Genomic DNA, 23,426 nt, shown 5'->3' with positions numbered 1-23,426 from the left:
TGTCATGCAGTTGATTGAACATTCCGACTCGCCGCGCTACATCCGCCTGCACGAGCGGGACAACGTAGTGATTGTGGTCAACGACCAGGGCGTACCGGCCGGCACCGAGTTCCCGGACGGTCTGGTGACCGTGGATTTCGTGCCGCAGAGCCACAAGGTCACCCTCGAGGACATTGCCGAGGGTGGCCAGGTGATTCGCTACGGCCAGATCATTGGCTACGCGTTGCAGCCGATTCCGCGCGGCAGTTGGGTCAAGGAAGATCAACTGCGCATGCCGACCGCGCCACCGCTCGACAGCCTGCCGCTGTCCACCGAGGTGCCGCAGGCGCAGGCGCCGCTGGAAGGTTTCACGTTCGAGGGTTACCGCAACGCCGACGGCACCGTCGGCACGCGCAACATTCTCGGCATTACTACCACTGTGCAGTGCGTGACCGGCGTGCTCGATCACGCGGTAAAACGCATCAAGGACGAGCTGCTGCCGAAGTATCCGCACGTCGATGACGTGGTGGCGCTGACTCACAGTTACGGCTGTGGTGTGGCGATCACTGCCACCGACGCCTACATCCCGATCCGCACCGTGCGCAATCTGGCACGCAACCCGAACCTGGGGGGCGAAGCGCTGGTGATCAGTCTGGGCTGCGAAAAATTGCAGGCCGGGCAGGTGATGCACGAGGACGATGCGTCGGTCGATCTCAGCGATCCATGGCTGTATCGCTTGCAGGATTCCAGTCACGGTTTCACCGAGATGATCGAGCAGATCATGGCGTTGGCGGAGGTGCGTCTGAAGAAGCTCGACCAGCGCCGCCGCGAAACCGTGCCGGCTTCTGAACTGATCCTGGGTATGCAGTGCGGCGGCAGTGATGCGTTTTCCGGGATCACCGCTAATCCGGCGCTGGGTTTTGCCTCGGACTTGCTGTTGCGGGCGGGGGCGACGGTGATGTTTTCCGAAGTCACCGAAGTGCGCGACGCGATTTATCTGCTGACCTCTCGGGCGCAAACCAAAACCGTCGCCGAGGAACTGGTGCGCGAGATGGATTGGTACGACCGCTATCTGGCCAAGGGTGAAGCGGATCGCAGCGCCAACACCACGCCGGGCAACAAGAAGGGCGGGTTGTCGAACATTGTCGAGAAGTCGCTGGGTTCGATCGTCAAGTCCGGCAGCAGCGCGATCAATGGTGTCCTTGGCCCAGGCGAGCGTTTCAAGCAGAAGGGTTTGATTTTCTGTGCGACGCCAGCCAGTGATTTCGTCTGCGGCACGTTGCAACTGGCGGCGGGGATGAACCTGCATGTGTTCACGACCGGGCGCGGCACGCCTTACGGGCTGGCGATGGCGCCGGTGGTGAAGGTGTCGACACGTACTGAGCTGGCGCAGCGCTGGCCTGATCTGATCGATATCGATGCCGGGCGGATTGCGACCGGAAGGGCGACTATCGAGGAGCTGGGTTGGGAGTTGTTCCACTACTACCTGGATGTTGCCAGCGGCAAACAGCAGACGTGGGCGGAGAAGCACAAGCTGCATAACGACATTACGTTGTTTAATCCGGCGCCGATTACCTAAGACCGGGTTATCGTTCTTCGCGAGCAGGCTCGCTCCCACATTCGATCGCGTTCTGTCTGTGCGAATGCGATCCAGTGTGGGAGCGAGCCTGCTCGCGAAGGCGATCCCACAGACGCCGGAGGTCTTGTGGCTTATCATTAGCCCCCTAACGACGCTCACCCAAGGCTCCCCGGCATGCTGGCAATCTTCCTCGAAACCCTGAACATCACCGCGCCGGTGTTTGCCATGCTGTTTCTCGGTGTGCTGCTCAAGCGCATCGACTGGATCAACGACAACTTTATCCACACGGCATCGTCGCTGGTGTTCAACGTCACCATGCCGGCGCTGCTGTTCCTCGGCATACTGCATGCCGACCTGCACGCCGCGTTGCAACCGGCACTGCTGATCTACTTCTCGATTGCCACGCTGGTGAGTTTTGCCGTTGCTTGGGGCTGGGCGATTTTCAAGTGTCCGCGCGCAGATCGCGGCATCTATACCCAAGGCGCGTTTCGCGGCAATAACGGTGTGATCGGCCTGGCACTCGCCGCGAGCATGTATGGCGATTACGGGATTTCGCTTGGGGCGATTCTCGCGGCGCTGGTGATCCTGTTCTACAACACGCTCTCGACCATTGTGCTGGCGGTCTACAGCCCGGTGATCAAATCCGACCCGTGGAGCATCTGCAAAAGTGTGTTCAGCAATCCGCTGATCATCAGCGTGATTGCGGCGGCGCCGTTTGCCTACTTCAAGATCAGTCTGCCGGGATGGCTGGAAACCTCCGGCCAGTATCTGGCGCAAACCACCTTGCCGCTGGCGTTGATCTGCATTGGCGGCACGCTGTCGCTGGCGGCGCTGCGCAAGAGCGGCAACATGGCGCTCAGCTCAAGTCTGGTGAAGATGATCGGCTTGCCGGTGCTCGCGACCCTTGGCGCATGGTTATGTGGTTTTCGCGGGGCGGAACTGGGGATTCTGTTCCTGTACTTCGGCAGCCCGACGGCGGCAGCCAGTTTTGTCATGGCCCGGGCGGCGCAGGGTAATCATGAACTGGCGGCGGCGATTATTGTGCTGACCACGTTGATGGCGGCGATTACCACCAATCTCGGGATCTTCATTTTGCAGTGGGGTGGGTGGATCTGAAGGGCAAGATCAAAGGATCGCAGCCTTAGGCAGCTCCTACAGGGGAGCGCATTTCACTGTAGGAGCTGCCTAAGGCTGCGAGCTTTTAGCTTTTCTGATAACTGTCGATCACTTCCTGCGCCGCCCGAAACGCATCAATCGCCGCCGGCACCCCGGCGTACACCGCGCAATGCAGCAGCGCTTCGCGAATCTCTTCGACGGTGCAGCCATTGTTCAATGCACCGCGCACATGGCCCTTCAGCTCTTGCGGGCACTTCAACGCGGTCAGCGCGGCGAGGGTAATCAGGCTGCGGGTTTTCAGCGGCAGACCTTCGCGATTCCACACGCCACCCCAGGCATGTTCGTTGACGAAATCCTGCAACGGCTGGGTGAATTCGGTGGCATTGCCCAAGGCACGATCAACGAACACATCGCCCATTACCTGACGGCGGACTTCAACCCCGGACTTCTTCGATTCGGTCATGGCATATCCCTCTTGTGGTGTTGGCGGCGCCAGGCGCGTACGGACGTGAACAGCAGAAACGCCAGCAGCGGCGGCAGAACGTAAAACAGCATCAACTGCTCCAGTTTGCCGGCCAGTGGCATGCCGGTGGTGAACGACACCACGTGCAGCCCGTATACCAGATACAAACCGAGCAGCAGCAGACCTTCGACGCGGGTCACGCGGTAGCCGGAATAGAACACCGGCAGGCACAACACGGCGACCCCGAGCATCACCGGCAGGTCGAAATCCAGCGCATTGGGCGAGACAGACAAAGGCATCGGTGCGATCAGTGCAGTAAGCCCAAGCACCCCAAGCAGATTGAACAAGTTGGCCCCGATCACGTTGCCCACGGCGATGTCCCGCTGCCCGCGCAGAGCCGCTATCAGCGACGTCGCGAGTTCTGGCAGCGAAGTGCCGACAGCAACGACGGTCAGGCCGATCACTCGCTCGGAGAATCCAAGGTCAGTGGCCACCACGACAGCGGCGCCCAGCAACAGGCGTCCAGCGAACACCAGCATGGCCAGGCCGACGATGATCATCAGCACACTGACGAACCACGATGCCGGCGCCGTTTCAGGGAGTTCCGCATGCGGTCGTACCGAATGCCGCGACTGGCGCAACAGCAAACCGAGGTACAGCGCCAGTGCACTCAGCAACAGGATGCCGTCGAGGCGCCCGAGCTCTTCATTCCAGGCCAGCAAGAACACCAGCAGACTGGCGCCGATCATCAGCGGAATGTCGAGGCGCACCAACTGCCGCGACACGCGCAACGGAATGATCAGCGCCGACAGGCCGAGGGTCACCAGAATATTGAAGATGCTGCTGCCGATCACGCTACCGACCGCAATGTCCGGGGTATGCGCCTGTGCCGCTTGCAGGCTGACGGCCATTTGCGGCGCACTGCTGCCAAACGCGACCACGGTGAGACCGATGATCAGTGGCCGCACATGCAGGCGAGCAGCCAGGCGCACTGCCGCACGCACCATCAGTTCGGCACCGAAGATCAGCAGGCACAGCCCGGCGAACAGTTCGATCAGGCTGATCAAAGGCAAATCGGCTAGGGCGAAAATGGTGGGCGCTCCATCAGTCGTCGAGGGCCTGCACACGAACCCGTGCAGTGCCGCTGCGCAGCATACCGAGTTGTTCGGCGGCTTTGCGGGACACATCGATCAAGCGTCCACGGGTGTGCGGGCCGCGATCGTTGATACGGACCACGACGGATTCATCGTTTTTCAGGTTGGTGACTTTGACCCGGGTACCAAAGGGTAGCTGGCGGTGGGCGGCAGTCAGGGCATTCTGGTTGAACGCTTCGCCACTGGCGGTGCGTTTACCGTGGTGTTTGGCTCCGTAATAGGAGGCGACGCCGGTCTGGTCGTAACCATGCGGGTCGATGATGTCAGTGCTGGCGCAACCGGCGAGTAAAGAGAGCAGGGCGCAGGCGCCTAGCAGGTGTTTCATTCGAAAGTTCCCAAATAACAATGTGGGAGCGAGCCTGCTCGCGAAGAGGCCATCACATTCAATATCTCTATTGGATGCCATGACGCTTTCGCGAGCAGGCTCGCTCCCACAGGGATCGGAACCAGGCTTTGGCTCTGGCTCCATTGTGGTCAGCCTTCGAGCTTGCTTTTCAGCAGTTCGTTCACTTGCTGCGGGTTGGCCTTGCCTTTGGAGGCTTTCATGGCCTGACCGACGAAGAAGCCGAACATCTTGCCGCGTTTGGCTTCGTCTGCCGCGCGGTATTGCTCGACCTGCTCGGCGTTGGCCGCAAGCATTTCGTCCAGCACCGCCGAGATCGCGCCGCTGTCGGTGACTTGCTTCAAGCCGCGTTTTTCGATGATCTCGTCCGCGCTGCCTTCACCGTTGGCCATCGCTTCGAACACAACCTTGGCGATCTTGCCAGAGATGGTGTTGTCTTTGATGCGCTGCAGCATGCCGCCCAATTGCTCGGCCGAAACCGGTGACTCGTCGATGTCCAGGCCTTGCTTGTTGAGCAGGCTGCCCAACTCGACCATCACCCAGTTCGCCGCCAGTTTGGCGTCGCCGCCGATGGCTGCGACTTTCTCGAAGTAATCAGCTTGTTCGCGGCTGGTGGCCAAAACGCTGGCGTCATAGACCGACAGACCGAATTGCTCCTGGAAGCGCTCGCGTTTCTGTGGAGGCAGTTCCGGCAGGGTGGCGCGCACCTCGCCGAGGAACGACTCTTCGATTACCACTGGCAGCAGATCCGGATCGGGGAAGTAACGGTAGTCGTTGGCTTCCTCTTTGGAACGCATCGGACGGGTTTCGTCCTTGTTCGGATCGTACAGACGGGTCTGCTGGATCACTTTGCCGCCGTCTTCGATCAGCTCGATCTGACGCTGGATCTCGGAGTTGATCGCCTTCTCGATGAAACGGAACGAGTTGACGTTCTTGATCTCGCAGCGTGTGCCGAACTCAACCTGGCCTTTCGGACGGATCGACACGTTGCAGTCGCAACGCAGCGAACCTTCGGCCATGTTGCCGTCGCAGATGCCCAGATAACGGACCAGCGCGTGGATCGCCTTGACGTAAGCCACGGCTTCCTTGGCGCTGCGCATGTCCGGCTCGGAAACGATTTCCAGCAGCGGCGTGCCGGCACGGTTCAGGTCGATGCCGGTGGCACCGTTGAATTCTTCGTGCAGGCTCTTGCCGGCGTCTTCTTCCAGGTGCGCGCGGGTGATGCCGACACGTTTGACCGTGCCGTCTTCCAGCGCGATGTCCAGGTGGCCCTTGCCGACGATCGGCAATTCCATCTGGCTGATCTGGTAGCCCTTCGGCAGATCCGGGTAGAAGTAGTTTTTACGCGCGAACACGTTGTGCTGACCGATCTCGGCGTCAATCGCCAGACCGAACATCACCGCCATGCGCACTGCTTCCTGGTTCAGCACCGGCAATACGCCGGGCATGCCCAGATCGATCAGGCTCGCCTGAGTGTTCGGCTCGGAGCCGAACGTGGTCGAACTACCGGAAAAGATTTTCGACCGGGTGGTGAGCTGGGTATGAATCTCCAGCCCGATCACGACTTCCCATTGCATGTGTGTCTCCTCAGAAGCCGGTTGGGGTGCGGGTGTGCCAGTCGGTGTTCAACTGGTACTGATGCGCAACGTTGAGCAAACGGCCTTCCTGGAAATACGGAGCGAGCAGCTGCACGCCGACCGGCAGACCGTCGACAAAACCGGCCGGCATCGACAGGCCCGGCAGGCCCGCGAGGTTGGCGGTGATGGTGTAGACGTCTTCCAGATAGGCAGCGACCGGGTCGCTGTTCTTGGCGCCGAGTTTCCAGGCCGGGTTCGGCGTGGTTGGGCCGAGGATGATGTCGACTTCATTAAAGGCAGTCATGAAATCGTTCTTCACCAGGCGGCGAATCTTCTGCGCTTTGAGGTAGTAGGCATCGTAGTAACCGGCGGACAGCGCGTAGGCACCGACCATGATCCGGCGCTGTACTTCAGGGCCGAAGCCTTCGCCACGCGAGCGCTTGTACAGGTCGATGAGGTTTTCCGGGTTCTCGCAGCGATGGCCGAAGCGCACGCCGTCGAAACGCGACAGGTTCGAGGAGGCTTCTGCCGGCGCGATCACGTAGTACGCAGGAATCGCGTGCTGCATGTTCGGCAGGCTGATTTCCTTGATCACGGCACCGAGCTTCTGCAGCTCTTTGATGCTGTTCTGGATCAGCTCGGCAATGCGCGGGTCGAGACCGGCGCTGAAGTATTCCTTCGGCACACCGATGCGCAAGCCTTGCAGCGATTCGTTCAGGCTGGCGGAGTAATCCGGCACAGGCTCATCGATGCTGGTGGAGTCGTTCTGATCGAAACCGGCCATACCTTGCAACATAATTGCGCAGTCTTCGGCAGTGCGGGCCAACGGCCCACCCTGATCGAGGCTGGAGGCGTAGGCGATCATGCCCCAGCGCGAAACACGACCGTACGTCGGTTTCAGGCCGGTGAGGTTGGTGAACGCGGCTGGCTGACGGATCGAGCCACCGGTGTCAGTGGCGGTGGCCGCTGGCAACAGACGAGCGGCAACGGCCGCCGCCGAACCACCGGACGAACCGCCCGGCACGTGTTCCAGATTCCACGGGTTTTTCACCGCGCCGTACCAGCTCGACTCGTTGGCCGAACCCATGGCGAATTCGTCCATGTTGGTCTTGCCCAGGGTCACGGCGCCGGCAGCGGCCAGTTTGGCGACCACGGTGGCGTCGTACGGAGCCTTGAAGTTGTCGAGCATCTTCGAGCCGCAACTGGTGCGAATGCCCTGGGTGCAGAACAGGTCTTTGTGGGCGATCGGCGCACCCAGCAGGGCGCCGCTTTCACCATTGGCCCGGCGTGTATCAGCGGCTTTCGCCTGCTCGAGTGCCAGCTCTTCGGTGAGGCTGATGAAACTGTTGAGCTGCGGATCGAGCTGGGAAATACGCGCCAGCAGGACTTTGGTCAGCTCTTCGGAGGAAAACTTTTTATCGGCAAGACCACGAGCGATCTCGGCCAGAGTCATTTGATGCATTGCAGGCTCATTCCCTTTAGTCGATGACTTTCGGAACCAGATACAGGCCGTTTTCGACCGCTGGTGCGATGGACTGGTAGGCCTCGCGGTGATTGGTTTCGGTCACGACATCGGCGCGCAGGCGCTGACTGGCTTCCAGCGGGTGGGCCAATGGCTCGATACCGTCAGTATTAACAGCCTGCATTTCGTCGACCAGACCGAGAATGCTGTTGAGGGCCGAGGTGATGTGCGGAAGATCGGCATCATTAAGGCCAAGGCAGGCCAAATGCGCGATTTTTTCCACGTCGGAGCGTTCTAGTGCCATCGGGATTCTCCAGTGGAAAACAGAACGGACGGCGTCCGTGTGTTAGATTGTCGGAACACTACCGCACTTCTACGGTCATAAGGCCGCGATTGTGGGGCTTGGTGCACAGAAAAGCGGCCAATTTAACATATTGGCGCCTTGCCCAAAATCCCTGTCGTTGTTAGAGTTTGCCGCACTTTTTTACCCACGCGTTGCCTAGGGTCCCTTTCCCATGTTCAAGAAACTGCGTGGCATGTTTTCCAGCGATCTTTCCATTGACCTGGGCACTGCCAACACCCTTATTTACGTGCGCGAGCGCGGTATCGTTCTGAATGAGCCATCGGTTGTGGCCATTCGGACACACGGTAATCAGAAAAGTGTCGTTGCTGTCGGCACCGAGGCCAAGCGCATGCTCGGTCGTACGCCGGGCAACATTGCTGCCATTCGTCCGATGAAAGACGGCGTGATCGCCGACTTCAGCGTCTGCGAAAAGATGCTGCAATACTTCATCAACAAGGTTCACGAAAACAGCTTTCTGCAGCCTAGCCCTCGTGTGCTGATCTGCGTTCCATGCAAATCCACCCAGGTTGAGCGTCGTGCCATCCGTGAATCGGCCCTCGGTGCCGGTGCCCGTGAAGTGTTCCTGATCGAAGAGCCGATGGCTGCAGCGATCGGTGCCGGCCTTCCGGTAGAAGAGGCGCGCGGTTCGATGGTCGTCGATATCGGTGGTGGTACCACTGAAATCGCCCTGATCTCCCTGAACGGTGTGGTCTACGCCGAATCCGTGCGCGTGGGTGGCGACCGCTTCGACGAAGCGATCATCACTTATGTGCGCCGTAACTACGGCAGCCTGATCGGTGAATCCACCGCAGAGCGCATCAAGCAGGAAATCGGTACGGCCTACCCGGGCGGCGAAGTTCGCGAAGTCGACGTTCGCGGTCGTAACCTGGCCGAAGGCGTTCCACGCGCATTCACTCTGAACTCCAACGAAGTGCTGGAAGCTCTGCAAGAGTCCCTGGCCACCATCGTTCAGGCAGTGAAGAGTGCTCTGGAGCAATCGCCGCCGGAACTGGCTTCCGACATCGCCGAGCGTGGCCTGGTGCTGACCGGTGGTGGCGCGCTGTTGCGTGACCTCGACAAGTTGCTGGCCCAGGAAACCGGTCTGCCGGTGATCGTTGCCGAAGATCCGCTGACCTGTGTTGCTCGCGGCGGTGGCCGTGCATTGGAAATGATGGATAAGCACACCATGGATCTGCTCTCGAGCGAATAAGTCGCTGAGGCAATACGTGGGTGAGCGCACAGGCAGCACTTTGCAGTGCTGCCTGTTGGCGTTTATCTTCTGTCAGTCTTCATCCAGGCCGGTTTGATGCCGTATGAATAAACAGAACATTTGCCTGGGAGGAGCGGCTTATTAAACCGCTTTTCGCCAAAGGCCCTTCGCTGGGTGTGCGCCTGCTGGTGCTGGCCGTGCTGTCGGTCGCACTGATGGTGGTCGATGCCCGCTTCGACCTGCTCAAGCCCGCGCGCAAACAAGCGTCGCTGGTGTTGATGGACGCCTACTGGATCACCGACCTGCCCGGACGGCTGTGGGACGGTATCGCCAGTCAGTTCGGCAGTCGCACCGAGCTTGTCGCCGAAAACGAAAAACTCAAGACCGAAAACCTGCTGTATCAGGGCCGCATGCAAAAGCTTGCCGCGCTGACCGAGCAGAACGTTCGGCTGCGCGAGTTGCTCAATTCTTCTGCGCTGGTCAACGAAAAGGTCGAAGTGGCCGAATTGATCGGCATGGACCCCAACCCTTTCACCCATCGCATCATCATCAATAAAGGTGAGCGCGACGGCGTGGTGCTCGGTCAACCGGTGCTCGATGCGCGCGGTTTGATGGGGCAGGTGGTCGAGTTGATGCCTTACACCTCCCGTGTACTGCTGCTGACCGACACCACTCACAGCATTCCCGTGCAGGTGAACCGTAACGGTCTGCGGGCGATTGCCAGCGGCACCGGCAACCCTGAACGCCTGGAACTGCGGCATGTCGCCGACACGGCGGATATCAAGGAAGGCGATTTGCTGGTCAGCTCCGGTCTTGGCCAGCGCTTCCCGGCCGGTTACCCGGTGGCGACGGTCAAGGAAGTGATCCATGACTCGGGCCAACCGTTCGCGATCGTCCGGGCCGTGCCAACCGCTGCTTTGAACCGCAGCCGCTACCTGCTGCTGGTGTTCAGCGACTCGCGCACCGCCGAGGAACGCGCCAACGACGCCGCGCAAGCTCAAGAAGCGCTGGATGCCCATGGCGGCGGTCCGATGCCGGCCTCTGTGGTTTCCCGACCGTTGGTCATGCCGGCGCCTGCTGCTCCGGCTACCGAGCCAGCGCCGGCCGCTACGACGCCAGCCGCGACCCCGGTCAAACCCGCCGCGAGCAAGCCGCCTGCGGCCGCACCGGCGGCGACCAAGCCCCCGGCGTCTTCTCCTGCCGCCAGCAAACCACCTGCCAAACCGCCGGCAACGACGCCAGCCACCACTGGGGGACGAGAATAATGGTCGGTGTCAAAGCCTCCCGAAATGGCTGGATCATCTGGCTGACCTTCGTTGTCGGCATATTGCTCAGCGTTTCGCCGTTACCGATCTTCATGGAAATCCTGCGCCCGCTGTGGCTGGCCTTGCTGCTGACATTCTGGGCGCTTTACATGCCGCACGCGGTCGGTATGGTCACGGCATTCTGCCTGGGCCTGGCCGAAGACGTGTTGCAAGGCGATCTGTTTGGGCAGAACGCGCTCGTTCTTACCCTTATTACTTTCCTGGTGCTGTCATTGCAACAGCGCCTGCGCATGTTCCCGATGTGGCAACAGTGCCTGGTGATTCTGGTGATTTTCGGGCTCGCGCAACTGGTGCAGTTGTGGCTCAGTGCCTTGACCGGTAACCGTCAACCAACCCTGGCGCTGGTGCTGCCGGCACTGACCAGTGCCTTGCTCTGGCCCTGGATCAGCTTCGCTTTGCGTGGATTACGCCGCCGCTACAAAATCAATTGAGCCGGTGAAGCAGGGCACTGAACAGGGGATGTTTTGATGAAACTGCTTTACCTCGCCTCCGGATCGCCGCGTCGACGTGAGTTACTCACGCAGATCGGCGTTCCTTTTTCCGCCATCAGTGCGGACATCGATGAAACGCCATTCCCCGAAGAATCACCTGCGGCCTACGTCGAACGCCTCGCGCGCGGCAAGGCCGAGGCGGGGCGGCGCACGGTTGTATCGGCTGCGCCGTTTTGCGTTCTGGGCGCCGACACTGCTGTGGTGCTCGATGGCAAAATTCTTGGCAAACCGGTGGACGAAGCCGACGCATGCGCCATGCTGATGATGTTGTCCGGCAAAGAACATGAAGTGCTGACAGCCATCGCTGTGCTCGAAGGCGAGCGCTGCGAGTCGCGGGTGGTGCGCAGTCTGGTACGGTTCCGGTCGATCAGCCGCGAGGAGGCCGCTGCCTACTGGGCCAGCGGTGAACCCCGGGACAAGGCCGGTGGTTATGGCATTCAAGGGCTCGGCGCGGTGTTTGTCGCGGGGCTCAATGGCAGCTATTCAGCGGTGGTCGGGCTGCCTGTTTGCGAAACCGCAGAACTGTTGGGCCATTTCGGCATACCCTGTTGGCAAAACCTGAACGCGCAATAAGCGTCGTACGAACAAGATGCGGCCATTATCGTGAACACGCCTGAACGAGATCCTGCCATGAGTGAAGAGATTCTGATCAACATAACGCCGATGGAATCGCGCGTGGCGGTGGTCGAAAACGGTGTGCTGCAAGAAGTCCACGTCGAGCGCACGCAAAAGCGCGGGATCGTCGGCAACATCTATAAAGGCAAGATTGTCCGGGTACTGCCGGGTATGCAGGCAGCCTTCGTCGACATCGGCCTCGATCGTGCGGCGTTCATTCATGCCGCGGAAATCTCTCTGCGCGAAGGCCCAGCGGTGGAAAGCATCAGCTCGCTGGTGCACGAAGGCCAGAGCCTGGTGGTACAAGTCACCAAGGATCCGATCGGTTCCAAAGGTGCGCGACTGACGACGCAATTGTCGATTCCATCGCGCTATCTGGTGTACATGCCGCGCACCGCCCACGTTGGCATTTCCCTGAAAATCGAAGACGAAGCCGAGCGCGATCGCCTCAAGCAGGTGGTCACCGATTGTGTCGCCAAAGAAGGCATCAAGGAGGCCGGCGGCTTCATTCTGCGCACCGCCGCCGAAGGTGCCGGGGCCGATGAGATCCTCATGGACATCCGCTACCTGCGGCGCCTGTGGGATCAGATCAACGAACAGATCAAAACCATCGCCGCGCCGAGCGTGATCTACGAAGACCTCGGCCTGGCCTTGCGCACGTTGCGTGATCTGGTTAATCCGAAAATCGAGAAGATCCGCATCGATTCCCGGGAAACCTTCCAGAAAACCACGCAGTTTGTCGCCGAACTGATGCCGGAAATCGCTGATCGACTGGAACACTATCCGGGCGAGCGGCCGATTTTCGATCTGTACGGTGTCGAGGACGAAATCCAGAGAGCGCTCGAGCGCAAAGTGCCGCTGAAATCCGGTGGCTATCTGGTGGTCGATCCGGCCGAAGCCATGACCACCATCGACGTCAACACCGGCGCTTTCGTTGGTCATCGCAATCTCGAAGAAACCATCTTCAAGACCAACCTCGAAGCGGCGACCGCGATAGCCCGGCAGATGCGCCTGCGCAATCTGGGCGGGATCATCATCATCGACTTCATCGACATGGAAGATGAAGAGCACCGGCGCCAGGTTCTGCGAACCCTGGAAAAACAGCTGGAGCGCGATCACGCCAAGACCAACATCATCGGTATTACCGAGTTGGGCCTAGTGCAGATGACCCGCAAGCGCACCCGCGAAAGCCTTGAGCAAGTGTTGTGCGAACCGTGCAGTTGCTGTCAGGGTCGCGGCAAATTGAAGACTGCGGAAACCATCTGTTACGAGATCTTCCGCGAGATCCTTCGTGAGGCCCGGGCCTATCAGGCCGAGGGTTATCGGGTGCTGGCGAACCAGAAAGTGGTGGACCGGCTGCTTGATGAAGAATCCGGTAATGTCGCCGAGCTTGAAGGGTTCATCGGCCGCACCATACGCTTCCAGGTGGAAACCATGTATTCCCAGGAACAATATGACGTGGTGCTGCTCTGAACCCCTGCATCACCCTTTTTTCACAGCGGCTGGCCTCAGCTTTTCGCAGTATTTTTGCCATGGGAGCCAACTGACATGGACCGTCTGACACGCATTTTGGCCGCACTCACCCGTTGGGGGCTGGGCCTGTGCGCGTTGGTTCTGGTGTTGATGGCGTTGTACGTCAGTCTCGGCCGCGAACTGACGCCGTTGGTGGCCGAATATCGAGCCGACATCGAAGACAAGGCCAGCGCCGCCCTCGGCATGCCGTTGCAGATTGGCGAACTGGAAGGCAGCTGGAGCGGTTTTGCGCCAATCCTGTTGGCCCATGATGTGATGGTCGGCGACGGCGCCAATGCCTTGCGCCTCGATCGTGTGCGGGCGGTGCCCGATCTTTGGGCCAGCCTGTTGGCCCGAGAAGTGCGCATCGCTCATCTGGAACTCAATGGCTTGAAAATCAGCCTCAAGGAAGCCGAGGACGGCACCTGGGCGCTGGAAGGTTTGCCGGTGCAGAAGGATCAGCCGCTGGATCCCGAGCAACTGTTCAACCGCTCGCAGATGATCCAGCAATTGTCGGTGCTCGAAAGTCAGGTGACCTTGCAGCCGCTCGATCACCCACCGATGACGCTCACCTATGTCGGCCTCAATCTGAAGACCGGTGCCAGTCGGCAACGCCTTGACGCACGCTTGACCTTGCCTGACGGCCAACCTGTAGCGTTGAGCCTGCGCACGCGGATTCGCCCCAGTCAGTTACGCGACAGCACGGTGGAGGGCTACGCCAGCCTGCCGCAAAGCGACTGGTCGAAGTGGCTGCCGGAGCGTCTGACCCAGCAGTGGAATTTCTCCGAGATCAAAGCCGGCGGCGAGCTTTGGGTGAACTGGGCCGAGGGTACTTTGCAAAGTGCCGCGATTCGTTTGAATGCCCCGCAACTGAGCGGTGCTTACGCCGAGCGCAAGCCGATCCAGATCAACAATCTGGCGCTCAACGCCTATTACGAAAACAGTGCCAAAGGCGCGACGGTTACTTTCGATTCGCTGGCGATGAATGTCGGTGAAACCCGCTGGGAATCGCGGGTGCAAGTGCAGCAGACCCGGGCCACTGACAAGGTCGAGGAGCTCTGGCACTTACAGGCTGATCGCCTCGACCTGACCCCCATCACCCCACTGCTCAACGCGCTGGGGCCGTTGCCGCAGGGTGTCGCCACAGCCGTGGAGCGCCTGAAAGTCACCGGCGGCCTGCGCAATGTCCTGCTGGATTTCCGCCCGAATGCCACGGACGGAACCAAATTCGGTTTCGCTGCCAACCTCGATTCCGTAGGTTTTGATGCCTATCACGGCGCTCCGGCGGCGCGGAATGTCAGCGGTAGCCTGAGCGGCAACCTCGATGGGGGTGAGTTGCGCATGGACAGCAAGGATTTCGTCCTGCACCTCGATCCGATTTTCGCCAAGCCATGGCAATACATTCAGGCCAACGCCCGCCTCACCTGGAAGCTTGATAAGGACGGCTTCACCCTGATTGCACCGTATCTGAAGGTACTGGGCGAAGAGGGCAAGATTGCCGGTGACTTCCTGATTCGCCTGCACTTCGATCACAGCCAGGAAGACTACATGGACCTGCGGGTCGGTCTGGTTGACGGCGACGGCCGCTATACCGCCAAGTACTTGCCCGAAGTGTTGAGCCCGGCGCTGGATGAATGGCTACGTACGGCGATTCTCAAGGGCGCGGTGGATCAGGGTTTCTTTCAGTATCAAGGCTCGCTGAGCAAGAACGCCGGGGAGGCTGATCGCAGCATCAGTCTGTTCTTCAAGGTGCATGACGCCGAACTGGCCTTCCAGCCAGGTTGGCCGCATGTCAGCAAGGTCAGTGGCGACGTGTTCATCGAGGACAGCGGCGTGCGGATCTGGGCCAGCAAAGGCCAATTGCTCGACACCCAGGTCAGCAACGTCTTCGTCAATATTCCCCATGTCCCGGCCGGACAACATACCCATATGTACCTCGACGGCGCGTTCGCGGGTGGTCTGGGGGACGGTTTGAAGATTCTTCAGGATGCACCGATCGGCACCGGTGAAACCTTTGCCGGTTGGGAAGGCGCGGGCGATCTGCAAGGCAAGCTCAAACTCGACGTGCCGCTGGACAAGGGTGGCGACCAGCCGAAAATCGTCGTCGACTTCAAGACCGCCAACGCGCGGCTGAAGCTGGCGGAGCCGAAACTGGAGCTGACGCAGCTCAAGGGTGATTTCCGTTTCGACAGCGCCAAGGGTCTCAGCGGGCAGAATATCGCTGCCCGAGCGTTCGACAAGCCAGTCACTGCGCAGATTTTCGCTGATGGCAGCGCCAACCAGCTCAAGACCCGGGTCGCTGCGTCGGGGCAGGTCGAAGTCAAGAAACTGACTGACTGGCTCGGTGTCACCCAACCGTTGCCAGCGTCCGGGACGATTCCCTATCAGTTGCAACTGAATCTGGACGGTAACGACAGCCAGTTGATGGTCAGCTCCAATCTCAAAGGTGTTGCGGTCGATCTGCCAGCACCGTTTGGCATGGCGGCGGATGTCGGTCGAGACACCGTTTTCCGCATGACCCTGCAAGGGCAGGAGCGGCGTTATTGGGTCAGTTACGGTCAACTGGCCAGTTTTACCTTTGCTGCGCCGCCGACTGATTTTGCCCAGGGGCGCGGTGAGTTGTTCCTCGGGGCAGGCGAAGCCGTGTTGCCGGGTGCCAAGGGTTTGCGTGTTCGCGGTGTGCTGTCGGAGCTGGACGTCGCACCCTGGCAGGATCTGGTTGGCAAATACGCCGGACAGGATCCGGGCGGCAATGCCAAGCAACTGTTGAGCAGTGCCGATTTCAAGATTGGCAAACTGACGGCATTCGGCACGACGCTGGATCAGGCCTCGGTCCAGCTGAATCGCAAACCGGGGGCGTGGAATCTGGCGCTCGACAGTCAGCAGGCCAAAGGCACTGCTGGCCTGCCAGACGCCAAAAACGCGCCGATTGCGGTGAACCTGCAGTACGTGCGACTGCCGGCGTCGGATCCGACGGTGCAGGCTGACGAGAACTCACCTGATCCGTTGGCGTCTGTCGATCCAACGAAAATCCCGGCGCTGGATATCACCATCAATCAACTGTTCCTGGGCCAGGATCTGGTCGGTGGCTGGTCGCTGAAGATCCGCCCCACCAGCAGAGGGATCGCCATGAACAATCTCGACATGGGGCTCAAAGGCATCCTGTTGCAGGGCAATGGCGGCTGGGAGGGTGTACCGGGTTCCAGCACTAGCTGGTTCAAGGGGCGGATCGGCGGCAAGAACCTCGCCGATGTCCTCAAAGGCTGGGGCTTCGCACCGAGTGTGACCAGCGAAGAATTCCACATGGATGTCGATGGCCGCTGGCCGGGTTCGCCGGCGTGGCTGGCGACCAAGCGTTTCTCCGGCACCCTCGATGCGTCGCTGAACAAGGGCCAGTTTGTCGAGGTAGAAGGCGGCGCGCAGGCTTTGCGAGTGTTCGGCCTGCTCAATTTCAACTCCATTGGCCGCCGTTTGCGCCTGGACTTTTCCGACCTGTTTGGCAAAGGTCTGAGCTATGACCGGGTCAAAGGCCTGCTGGTGGCGACCAACGGTGTTTACGATACCAAAGAGCCAATTCGCCTGACCGGGCCATCGAGCAATATTGAGCTCAACGGCAAGTTGGACCTGGTGGCTGAACAGGTCGACGCCAAGTTGCTGGTGACGCTGCCGGTGACCAACAACCTGCCGATCGCCGCGCTGATCGTGGGGGCTCCAGCGGTCGGCGGGGCGCTGTTCCTGATCGACAAGCTCATCGGCGACCGTGTTTCACGCTTTGCCAGTGTGAAATACACCGTTAAGGGCCCGTGGAAAGAGCCGAAAATCACTTTCGACAAGCCATTTTGAGTAGCATGAGGCTAGCCCAATCTGTAGGGGCTGCGGCACGCTGCGATCTTTTGCTTTTAAACGATCAAGATCAAAAGATCGCAGCCTTCGGCAGCTCCTACAGTGGAATATGTTGATCGCAGATCAGGAGCGGCCATGTCTTTAGCGGTGATTCAAATGGTCAGCCAGAGTGACGTGCTGGCCAATCTGGCCCAGGCCCGGCGCCTGCTTGAGCAGGCAGCGGCCGGTGGCGCGAAGCTGGCGGTACTGCCGGAAAACTTCGCCGCCATGGGCCGTCGCGACATCGCCGATATCGGCCGCGCTGAAGCCGTTGGCGAAGGACCGATCCTGCCATGGTTGAAACAGACCGCCCGCGACCTCAAGTTATGGATAGTGGCCGGCACATTGCCGTTGCCGCCGGTTGATCAGCCGACAGGCAAATCACACGCGTGTTCGCTGCTGGTCGACGATCAGGGCGAAACCGTTGCACGGTATGACAAGTTGCATCTGTTTGATGTGGATGTAGCGGACAATCGAGGCCGTTACCGCGAATCCGATGACTATGCTTATGGCAGTGGTGTGGTGGTTGCGGATACACCGGTCGGCAAAGTGGGCCTGACCGTATGTTACGACCTGCGCTTTCCGGAGCTGTACAGCGAATTGCGCGCTGCCGGAGCCGAGTTGATTACTGCCCCATCGGCCTTTACCGCCGTGACCGGCGCGGCGCATTGGGACGTATTGATTCGCGCGCGGGCCATCGAAACACAGTGTTATGTGCTGGCGGCTGCGCAGGGCGGAACCCATCCGGGACCGCGAGAAACCTTCGGGCATGCGGCGATCATCGACCCATGGGGCCGAGTGCTGGCGAGTCAGGATCAAGGCGAAGCGGTGTTGCTGGCCGAACGCGATAGCAATGAACAAGCGTCCATCAGGGCGCGGATGCCGGTGACGAGTCATCGGCGGTTTTTCTCGCAGGGCGCACAGCGACCTGCTTCAGAACACGAATTTAAGGCCTAAACCATGAGCGAGTTGTTGTCCTCAGTCAGTGATCACCTTTTGGCGCCCGGCGGCGTGACGATCGAGAGCCTGCAAAGCGTACTCGGCGATCTGGCGGGCCCGGGCATCGATGCTGCCGACCTGTATTTTCAGGGCCAGATCTCCGAGTCCTGGGCGCTGGAAGACGGCATCGTCAAGGAAGGCAGTTTCAATCTCGACCAAGGTGTCGGTGTGCGTGCGCAGTCCGGTGAAAAAACCGGTTTCGCCTACAGCAACGCGATCACCCTTGAAGCGCTGGGTGCTGCGGCGCGTGCGGCCCGTTCGATTTCCCGGGCCGGGCAGAACGGCACGGTGCAGGCGTTCACCACTCAGGACGTCGCCCAGTTGTATGCGCCGGACAATCCGTTGGAAGTGTTGAGCCGTGCCGAGAAAGTCGAGCTGCTCAAGCGCATCGACGTCGCCACGCGCGCGCTCGATCCGCGTATCCAGCAAGTCAGCGTGAGCATGGCCGGGGTTTGGGAACGCATTCTCGTGGCTTCCACCGACGGCGGTCTGGCGGCGGATGTTCGACCGCTGGTGCGTTTCAATGTCAGCGTTATTGTTGAGCAGAACGGTCGTCGGGAGCGCGGCGGCCATGGCGGCGGCGGGCGTACCGACTACCGTTATTTCCTCGCTGAAGACCGCGCCATGGGTTATGCCCGTGAAGCGCTGCGTCAGGCGCTGGTGAACCTGGAAGCGATTCCGGCACCGGCCGGGACGCTGCCGGTGGTGCTGGGGTCGGGCTGGTCCGGTGTGCTGCTGCACGAAGCGGTTGGCCACGGTCTGGAAGGCGACTTCAACCGCAAGGGCAGCTCCGCCTACAGCGGTCGTATGGGCGAAATGGTCGCTTCCAAGCTCTGCACCATTGTCGATGACGGCACCTTGAGCGGCCGTCGCGGCTCGCTGAGCGTCGACGACGAGGGCACCCCGACCGAGTGCACCACGCTGATCGAAAACGGCGTGCTCAAGGGCTACATGCAGGACAAGCTCAACGCGCGCCTGATGGGCGTAGCCCGTACCGGCAACGGTCGTCGTGAATCCTATGCACACCTGCCGATGCCGCGGATGACCAACACCTACATGCTTGGCGGCGAAAGCGATCCGGCAGAAATCATCGCCTCGGTGAAGAAAGGCATCTACTGCGCGAACCTTGGCGGTGGCCAGGTCGACATTACCAGCGGCAAATTCGTGTTCTCCACCAGCGAGGCGTATTTGATCGAAGACGGCAAGATCACCGCGCCGGTCAAGGGCGCGACGTTGATCGGCAACGGCCCTGAGGCGATGAGCCGGGTGTCGATGGTCGGTAACGATCTTTCGCTTGATAGCGGTGTGGGAACGTGTGGCAAGGATGGGCAGTCGGTACCAGTGGGTGTTGGCCAGCCGACGCTGAAAATCGATGCGATCACCGTGGGTGGCACGGGCGCATAAGAAGGGATGGAGCTTCGGGTGGCGCGCAGGGCGGCCACCCGGTGGCGAATATCAACGCAGACCGCGTTGAGTCTCGTCCAGCTCACGGATGTACTTGAAGATTTTACGGCTTGAGGCAGGCGCTTTGTTTTGCGCAACCTCATGCTGAGCCTGACGGATCAGGGAACGCAGTTGCTGGCGATCGGCGTCCGGGTACTCCAGGACGAATTTCTCCAGCACGGCATCATCACCGGCGATCAGGCGGTCACGCCAGCGTTCGAGATTGTGGAAACGCTCGTTGTACTGACGAGTGGAGGCATCGAGTTGATCGAGCAAAATGAGGATCGCGTCAGTGTCCTGATCGCGCATCAGTTTGCCGATGAACTGCAAATGCCGTTTACGCGCGATATTCGCGGTGTGCTTCGGCGCATCGGCCAAGGCACGGCGCATCGCGTCGGTCAGTGGCAGTTTTGCCACCAAGTCAGGCTTGAGTGTTGTAAGGCGCTCGCCAAGGTCAACCAGAGCATGCAGCTCGCGTTTGACCTGAGATTTGCTTTTTTCTCCCGTATCGAGGGAGTCGTCGTAAGAATCAACCATGGTGGCAGTCCGCAAAGAAACGCCGCCATGATAACCAGTCGGGGGCCGCTTGTCCGGCCCGGTCGCTCGATGGCCCCAGCCGAAAGCAGAATTTGAGTGGAGATGAGCATGAGTGCAGTTCAAAGCGTCGGCCCGCAGGCATTGCCGGCACTGCAGGAACAAGTCGAGCAGATCATCGCCGAAGCCAAGCGCCAGGGCGCCAGTGCCTGTGAAGTCGCGGTGTCGCTGGAGCAGGGCCTGTCGACATCCGTGCGTCAGCGCGAGGTCGAAACAGTCGAGTTCAACCGCGATCAGGGCTTTGGCATCACGTTGTATGTTGGCCAGCGCAAAGGCTCTGCCAGCACCTCCGCCACCGGGCCGGATGCGATTCGCGAGACGGTGGCTGCCGCACTGGCGATCGCCAAGCACACATCCGAAGATGAAGCCTCAGGCTTGGCCGATGCGGCGTTGATGGCCAGGGATCAGCAGGATTTCGACTTGTTCCACGAATGGGACATCACCCCGGAACAGGCCATCGAGAAAGCGTTGCTCTGTGAAGCGGCCGCTTTCGATGCCGATGCGCAGATCAAAAACGCCGACGGCACCACACTCAGCACCCACCAGGGCTGCCGCGTGTATGGCAACAGCCACGGTTTTATCGGTGGTTATGCGTCGACACGGCACAGCCTCAGCTGCGTGATGATCGCCGAAGCCGATGGCCAGATGCAGCGCGATTACTGGTACGACGTGAGCCGTCAGGGCGAGTTGCTGGCCGACCCTGTGAGCATCGGCCAACGTGCCGCGCAGCGGGCGGCGGGTCGCTTGGGCGCGCGTCCGGTGCCGACTTGTGAAGTGCCGGTACTGTTTTCGGCCGAGCTGGCGGGCGGGTTGTTCGGCAGTTTCCTCTCGGCGGTTTCCGGTGGCAGCCTGTATCGAAAATCGTCGTTCCTGGAAGGCACGCTGGGCCAGAAACTGTTTCCGGAGTGGCTGACCATCGATGAGCGTCCTCACCTGATGCGCGCCATGGGCAGCGCCTCCTACGACGGTGATGGTCTGGCGACCTACGCCAAACCGTTCGTCGAGAAAGGCGAGTTGGTGTCGTACATCCTCGGTACTTACTCCGGCCGTAAACTCGGCATGCCGAGCACCGCCAACGCTGGCGGTGTGCACAACCTGTTCGTCACTCATGGCGACGAAGACCAGGCGGCACTGCTGCGGCGCATGGGCCGCGGGTTGTTGGTTACCGAGTTGATGGGCCATGGATTGAACATGGTCACCGGCGACTATTCGCGCGGGGCGGCGGGTTTTTGGGTCGAGAATGGCGAAATTCAGTTCGCGGTGCAGGAAGTGACCATCGCCGGCAACATGCGCGACATGTTCAAGCAGATCGTCGCAGTGGGTAATGATCTGGAACTGCGCAGCAACATCCGCACTGGCTCGGTGTTGATCGAGCGAATGACGGTGGCGGGCAGCTAAGCGCCCACTCTCTACGCAAACAGGCGCGCCACCCCATCGGGTGGCGCGCCTTTTTTATGTCTGCTTTTTAGGCGCAGCCTGCGGCAGCTCCTATAAAAAGCGCTCTTGTGTTGGTTCTCATTATCATCTAATAATAAATCTCATTATCGAATGAGCCGTGGATCATGAGTTCTGCCTTGCACGAGCAGCCGTACCTCGAAAGCTGGCGCTGGATGAGTCGTCAGATCCGATGCGCGATGGATCCTGACGAACCGCGCCTGATCGAACATTACCTGGCCGAGGGCCGGTATCTGTCCTGTTGCACAGCGACCTCGCCCTGGACCGTCGCTGAAACTTCCTTCCGATTGCTGCTCGACACGGCCACCGACACCGCGTTGCCGTGGCACTGGCGCAGCCTCTGTCTCGATCAAGCCTGGCGCCCCTTGCGTGAAATGGAGCGCCTGTCGCTGTGCAAATGCCGGCTCAAACGCTGGCAACGCTACACCTGGCAACTGGCGACCTGCGAGTTGCAACCCTCGATTCCTCTTATTGAATTAGTCCAAGGATTTACTGATGGCAGACCCTAACACTCGTATCGAGCGCGACAGCATGGGCGAATTGCAGGTGCCGGTGGACGCTCTCTACGGCGCGCAAACCCAGCGCGCAGTGGATAACTTCCCGATCAGCGGCAAACCGATGCCGACGCAATTCATCCGCGCATTGATCCTGGCCAAAGCCGCCGCGGCCCGGGCCAACGTCGAACTCAACCAGATCAGCGCCGCTCAGGGCAAAGCCATCAGCGACGCCGCGCAAGGCTTGCTTGAAGGCGATTTCATGCGGCATTTCCCGGTGGATATTTTCCAGACCGGCTCCGGCACCAGCTCCAACATGAATGCCAACGAGGTGATTGCCACCCTGGCCAGCCGCCTGCTTGGCGAGCCGGTCAATGCCAACGATCACGTCAACTGCGGCCAGAGCAGCAACGACATCATCCCGACCACCATCCACGTCAGTGCTGCGCTGGCCCTGCACGAACAACTGCTGCCGGCGATGTTGCACCTGGTGCAGGTCATCGAGCACAAAGCCGAGCAAGTGCATCACCACGTCAAAACCGGGCGTACGCATTTGATGGATGCGATGCCGGTGCGTATGAGCCAGGTGCTCAACGGCTGGGCGCAGCAACTGAAGGCCAACATCGGTCATTTGCAAGACCTGCTGCCAAGCCTGCAATCCCTCGCGCAGGGCGGGACGGCGGTCGGTACCGGAATCAACGCGCATCCGGAATTCGCTGCGCGGTTCAGTCGTCAACTCAGCCAGTTGACCCATGTGCAGTTCACCCAAGGCAAAGACCTGTTCGCGCTGATCGGCTCGCAAGACACCGCCGTAGCGGTCTCCGGACAGCTCAAGGCCATCGCTGTGTCGCTGATGAAAATCGCCAACGACCTGCGCTGGATGAACTCCGGCCCCTTGGCCGGTCTCGGCGAAATCGAACTCGAAGCCCTGCAGCCGGGGTCGTCGATCATGCCGGGCAAGGTCAACCCGGTGATCCCGGAAGCGACCGCCATGGTCGCCGCCCAAGTGATCGGCAACGATTCGGTGATCACCATCGCCGGCCAGTCGGGCAATTTCGAGCTGAACGTGATGCTGCCAATCATTGCCCAGAACCTGTTGAGCGGCATCGAGTTGCTGGCCAACTCCAGTCGCCTGTTGGCTGACAAAGCCATCGCCAGCTTCAAGGTCAATGAGTCGCGGCTCAAGGAAGCGCTGTCGCGCAATCCGATTCTGGTCACCGCACTCAACCCGATCATCGGTTACCAGAAAGCCGCTGAAATCGCCAAGCAGGCCTATAAACAGGGTCGCCCGGTGATCGACGTCGCGCTGGAGCACACCGACCTGTCGCGCAGTCAGCTGGAGGAGTTGCTCAACCCCGAGAAACTCACCGCTGGCGGCGTGTAATCCCCG

At 60.3% G+C, this 23,426-nt stretch carries 20 protein-coding genes; 13 read left to right on the top strand and 7 right to left on the bottom strand.

Annotation, left to right across the window (positions count from 1 at the left end):
• Positions 1-4: 4 nt before the first annotated feature.
• Entirely contained in the window at positions 5-1,558 is a 1,554-nt protein-coding gene (gene garD / locus AB4P92_RS10960) for a galactarate dehydratase (protein ID WP_047299765.1), read from the top strand.
• A 174-nt stretch (positions 1,559-1,732) separates the two neighbouring features.
• Positions 1,733-2,674 carry an AEC family transporter gene (locus AB4P92_RS10955; protein ID WP_042557644.1) on the top strand — a complete coding sequence of 314 codons (942 nt, stop codon included), beginning with the start codon at positions 1,733-1,735 and terminating at the stop codon, positions 2,672-2,674.
• Positions 2,675-2,759: 85 nt separating this feature from the next.
• Here the strand turns inward: AB4P92_RS10955 and AB4P92_RS10950 are convergent, their stop codons facing one another.
• The 6 genes from AB4P92_RS10950 to gatC all read right to left on the bottom strand — a co-directional run bounded on the left by AB4P92_RS10950 (position 2,760) and on the right by gatC (position 7,977).
• The gene (locus AB4P92_RS10950; protein ID WP_042557645.1) at positions 2,760-3,137 is read right to left on the bottom strand and encodes a carboxymuconolactone decarboxylase family protein; all 378 of its coding nucleotides are present in this window, start codon (positions 3,135-3,137) and stop codon (positions 2,760-2,762) included.
• Positions 3,134-4,195 (bottom strand): calcium/sodium antiporter, encoded by a 1,062-nt coding sequence (locus AB4P92_RS10945; protein ID WP_261736805.1) that lies wholly within the window; start codon positions 4,193-4,195, stop codon positions 3,134-3,136. Before AB4P92_RS10945 ends, AB4P92_RS10950 begins: the two co-directional genes overlap by 4 nt.
• A 46-nt stretch (positions 4,196-4,241) precedes the next feature.
• Entirely contained in the window at positions 4,242-4,616 is a 375-nt protein-coding gene (locus AB4P92_RS10940; protein ID WP_042557646.1) for a septal ring lytic transglycosylase RlpA family protein, read from the bottom strand.
• A 149-nt stretch (positions 4,617-4,765) separates the two neighbouring features.
• Positions 4,766-6,211 (bottom strand): Asp-tRNA(Asn)/Glu-tRNA(Gln) amidotransferase subunit GatB, encoded by a 1,446-nt coding sequence (gatB, locus tag AB4P92_RS10935; protein ID WP_042557647.1) that lies wholly within the window; start codon positions 6,209-6,211, stop codon positions 4,766-4,768.
• A 10-nt stretch (positions 6,212-6,221) separates the two neighbouring features.
• Positions 6,222-7,673 carry an Asp-tRNA(Asn)/Glu-tRNA(Gln) amidotransferase subunit GatA gene (gene gatA, locus AB4P92_RS10930; protein WP_395599357.1) on the bottom strand — a complete coding sequence of 484 codons (1,452 nt, stop codon included), beginning with the start codon at positions 7,671-7,673 and terminating at the stop codon, positions 6,222-6,224.
• A 16-nt stretch (positions 7,674-7,689) separates the two neighbouring features.
• Positions 7,690-7,977 (bottom strand): Asp-tRNA(Asn)/Glu-tRNA(Gln) amidotransferase subunit GatC, encoded by a 288-nt coding sequence (gatC, locus tag AB4P92_RS10925; RefSeq protein ID WP_007901429.1) that lies wholly within the window; start codon positions 7,975-7,977, stop codon positions 7,690-7,692.
• 211 nt (positions 7,978-8,188) lie between these two features.
• On the opposite strand from gatC, the gene mreB reads away from it, so the two are divergent.
• The 8 genes from mreB (at position 8,189) to tldD (ending at position 19,454) form a co-directional block, all read left to right on the top strand.
• Positions 8,189-9,226 (top strand): rod shape-determining protein MreB, encoded by a 1,038-nt coding sequence (gene mreB / locus AB4P92_RS10920; RefSeq protein WP_002555108.1) that lies wholly within the window; start codon positions 8,189-8,191, stop codon positions 9,224-9,226.
• 140 nt (positions 9,227-9,366) lie between these two features.
• On the top strand, positions 9,367-10,491 hold the full coding sequence (mreC, locus tag AB4P92_RS10915; protein WP_395599666.1) for a rod shape-determining protein MreC: 1,125 nt from the start codon (positions 9,367-9,369) through the stop codon (positions 10,489-10,491).
• Positions 10,491-10,982, top strand: a complete 492-nt coding sequence (gene mreD / locus AB4P92_RS10910; RefSeq protein WP_042557650.1) for a rod shape-determining protein MreD — start codon at positions 10,491-10,493, stop codon at positions 10,980-10,982. The genes mreC and mreD overlap by 1 nt, the downstream gene beginning before the upstream one ends.
• A 36-nt stretch (positions 10,983-11,018) precedes the next feature.
• Positions 11,019-11,615: a Maf family protein gene (locus tag AB4P92_RS10905; RefSeq protein ID WP_395599356.1), complete on the top strand. Its 597-nt coding sequence runs from the start codon at positions 11,019-11,021 to the stop codon at positions 11,613-11,615.
• Positions 11,616-11,672: 57 nt separating this feature from the next.
• Positions 11,673-13,130, top strand: a complete 1,458-nt coding sequence (gene rng / locus AB4P92_RS10900) for a ribonuclease G (RefSeq protein WP_042557652.1) — start codon at positions 11,673-11,675, stop codon at positions 13,128-13,130.
• A 75-nt stretch (positions 13,131-13,205) separates the two neighbouring features.
• A complete protein-coding gene (locus tag AB4P92_RS10895; protein WP_042557653.1) occupies positions 13,206-17,012 on the top strand; it encodes a YhdP family protein in 3,807 nt (1,268 codons plus the stop codon).
• A 135-nt stretch (positions 17,013-17,147) separates the two neighbouring features.
• Positions 17,148-18,008: a carbon-nitrogen hydrolase family protein gene (locus tag AB4P92_RS10890; protein ID WP_042557654.1), complete on the top strand. Its 861-nt coding sequence runs from the start codon at positions 17,148-17,150 to the stop codon at positions 18,006-18,008.
• 3 nt (positions 18,009-18,011) lie between these two features.
• Complete coding sequence (gene tldD, locus AB4P92_RS10885) at positions 18,012-19,454, top strand: metalloprotease TldD (RefSeq protein ID WP_042557655.1); 1,443 nt, start codon at positions 18,012-18,014, stop codon at positions 19,452-19,454.
• A gap of 51 nt (positions 19,455-19,505) precedes the next feature.
• On the opposite strand, the gene yjgA is transcribed toward tldD, so the two are convergent.
• Positions 19,506-20,030, bottom strand: coding sequence for a ribosome biogenesis factor YjgA (gene yjgA / locus AB4P92_RS10880; protein ID WP_042557656.1), 525 nt, complete (start codon positions 20,028-20,030; stop codon positions 19,506-19,508).
• 108 nt (positions 20,031-20,138) lie between these two features.
• Here yjgA and pmbA point away from each other — a divergent pair, with 108 nt between their 5' ends.
• From pmbA to AB4P92_RS10865, 3 genes are all read left to right on the top strand, one after another.
• On the top strand, positions 20,139-21,485 hold the full coding sequence (pmbA, locus tag AB4P92_RS10875; protein ID WP_395599355.1) for a metalloprotease PmbA: 1,347 nt from the start codon (positions 20,139-20,141) through the stop codon (positions 21,483-21,485).
• A 164-nt stretch (positions 21,486-21,649) separates the two neighbouring features.
• Positions 21,650-22,051 (top strand): hypothetical protein, encoded by a 402-nt coding sequence (locus AB4P92_RS10870; protein ID WP_047299773.1) that lies wholly within the window; start codon positions 21,650-21,652, stop codon positions 22,049-22,051.
• A complete protein-coding gene (locus AB4P92_RS10865) occupies positions 22,038-23,420 on the top strand; it encodes a class II fumarate hydratase (protein WP_395599354.1) in 1,383 nt (460 codons plus the stop codon). Before AB4P92_RS10870 ends, AB4P92_RS10865 begins: the two co-directional genes overlap by 14 nt.
• Positions 23,421-23,426: the final 6 nt, after the last annotated feature.

This window comes from Pseudomonas sp. A0308 (assembly GCF_044218815.1).
Classification (GTDB): Bacteria; Pseudomonadota; Gammaproteobacteria; order Pseudomonadales; family Pseudomonadaceae; genus Aquipseudomonas; species Aquipseudomonas iridis.
The sequence above is the reverse complement of the archived record's forward strand: the minus strand, read 5'-3'. Positions and strand labels throughout refer to the sequence as shown.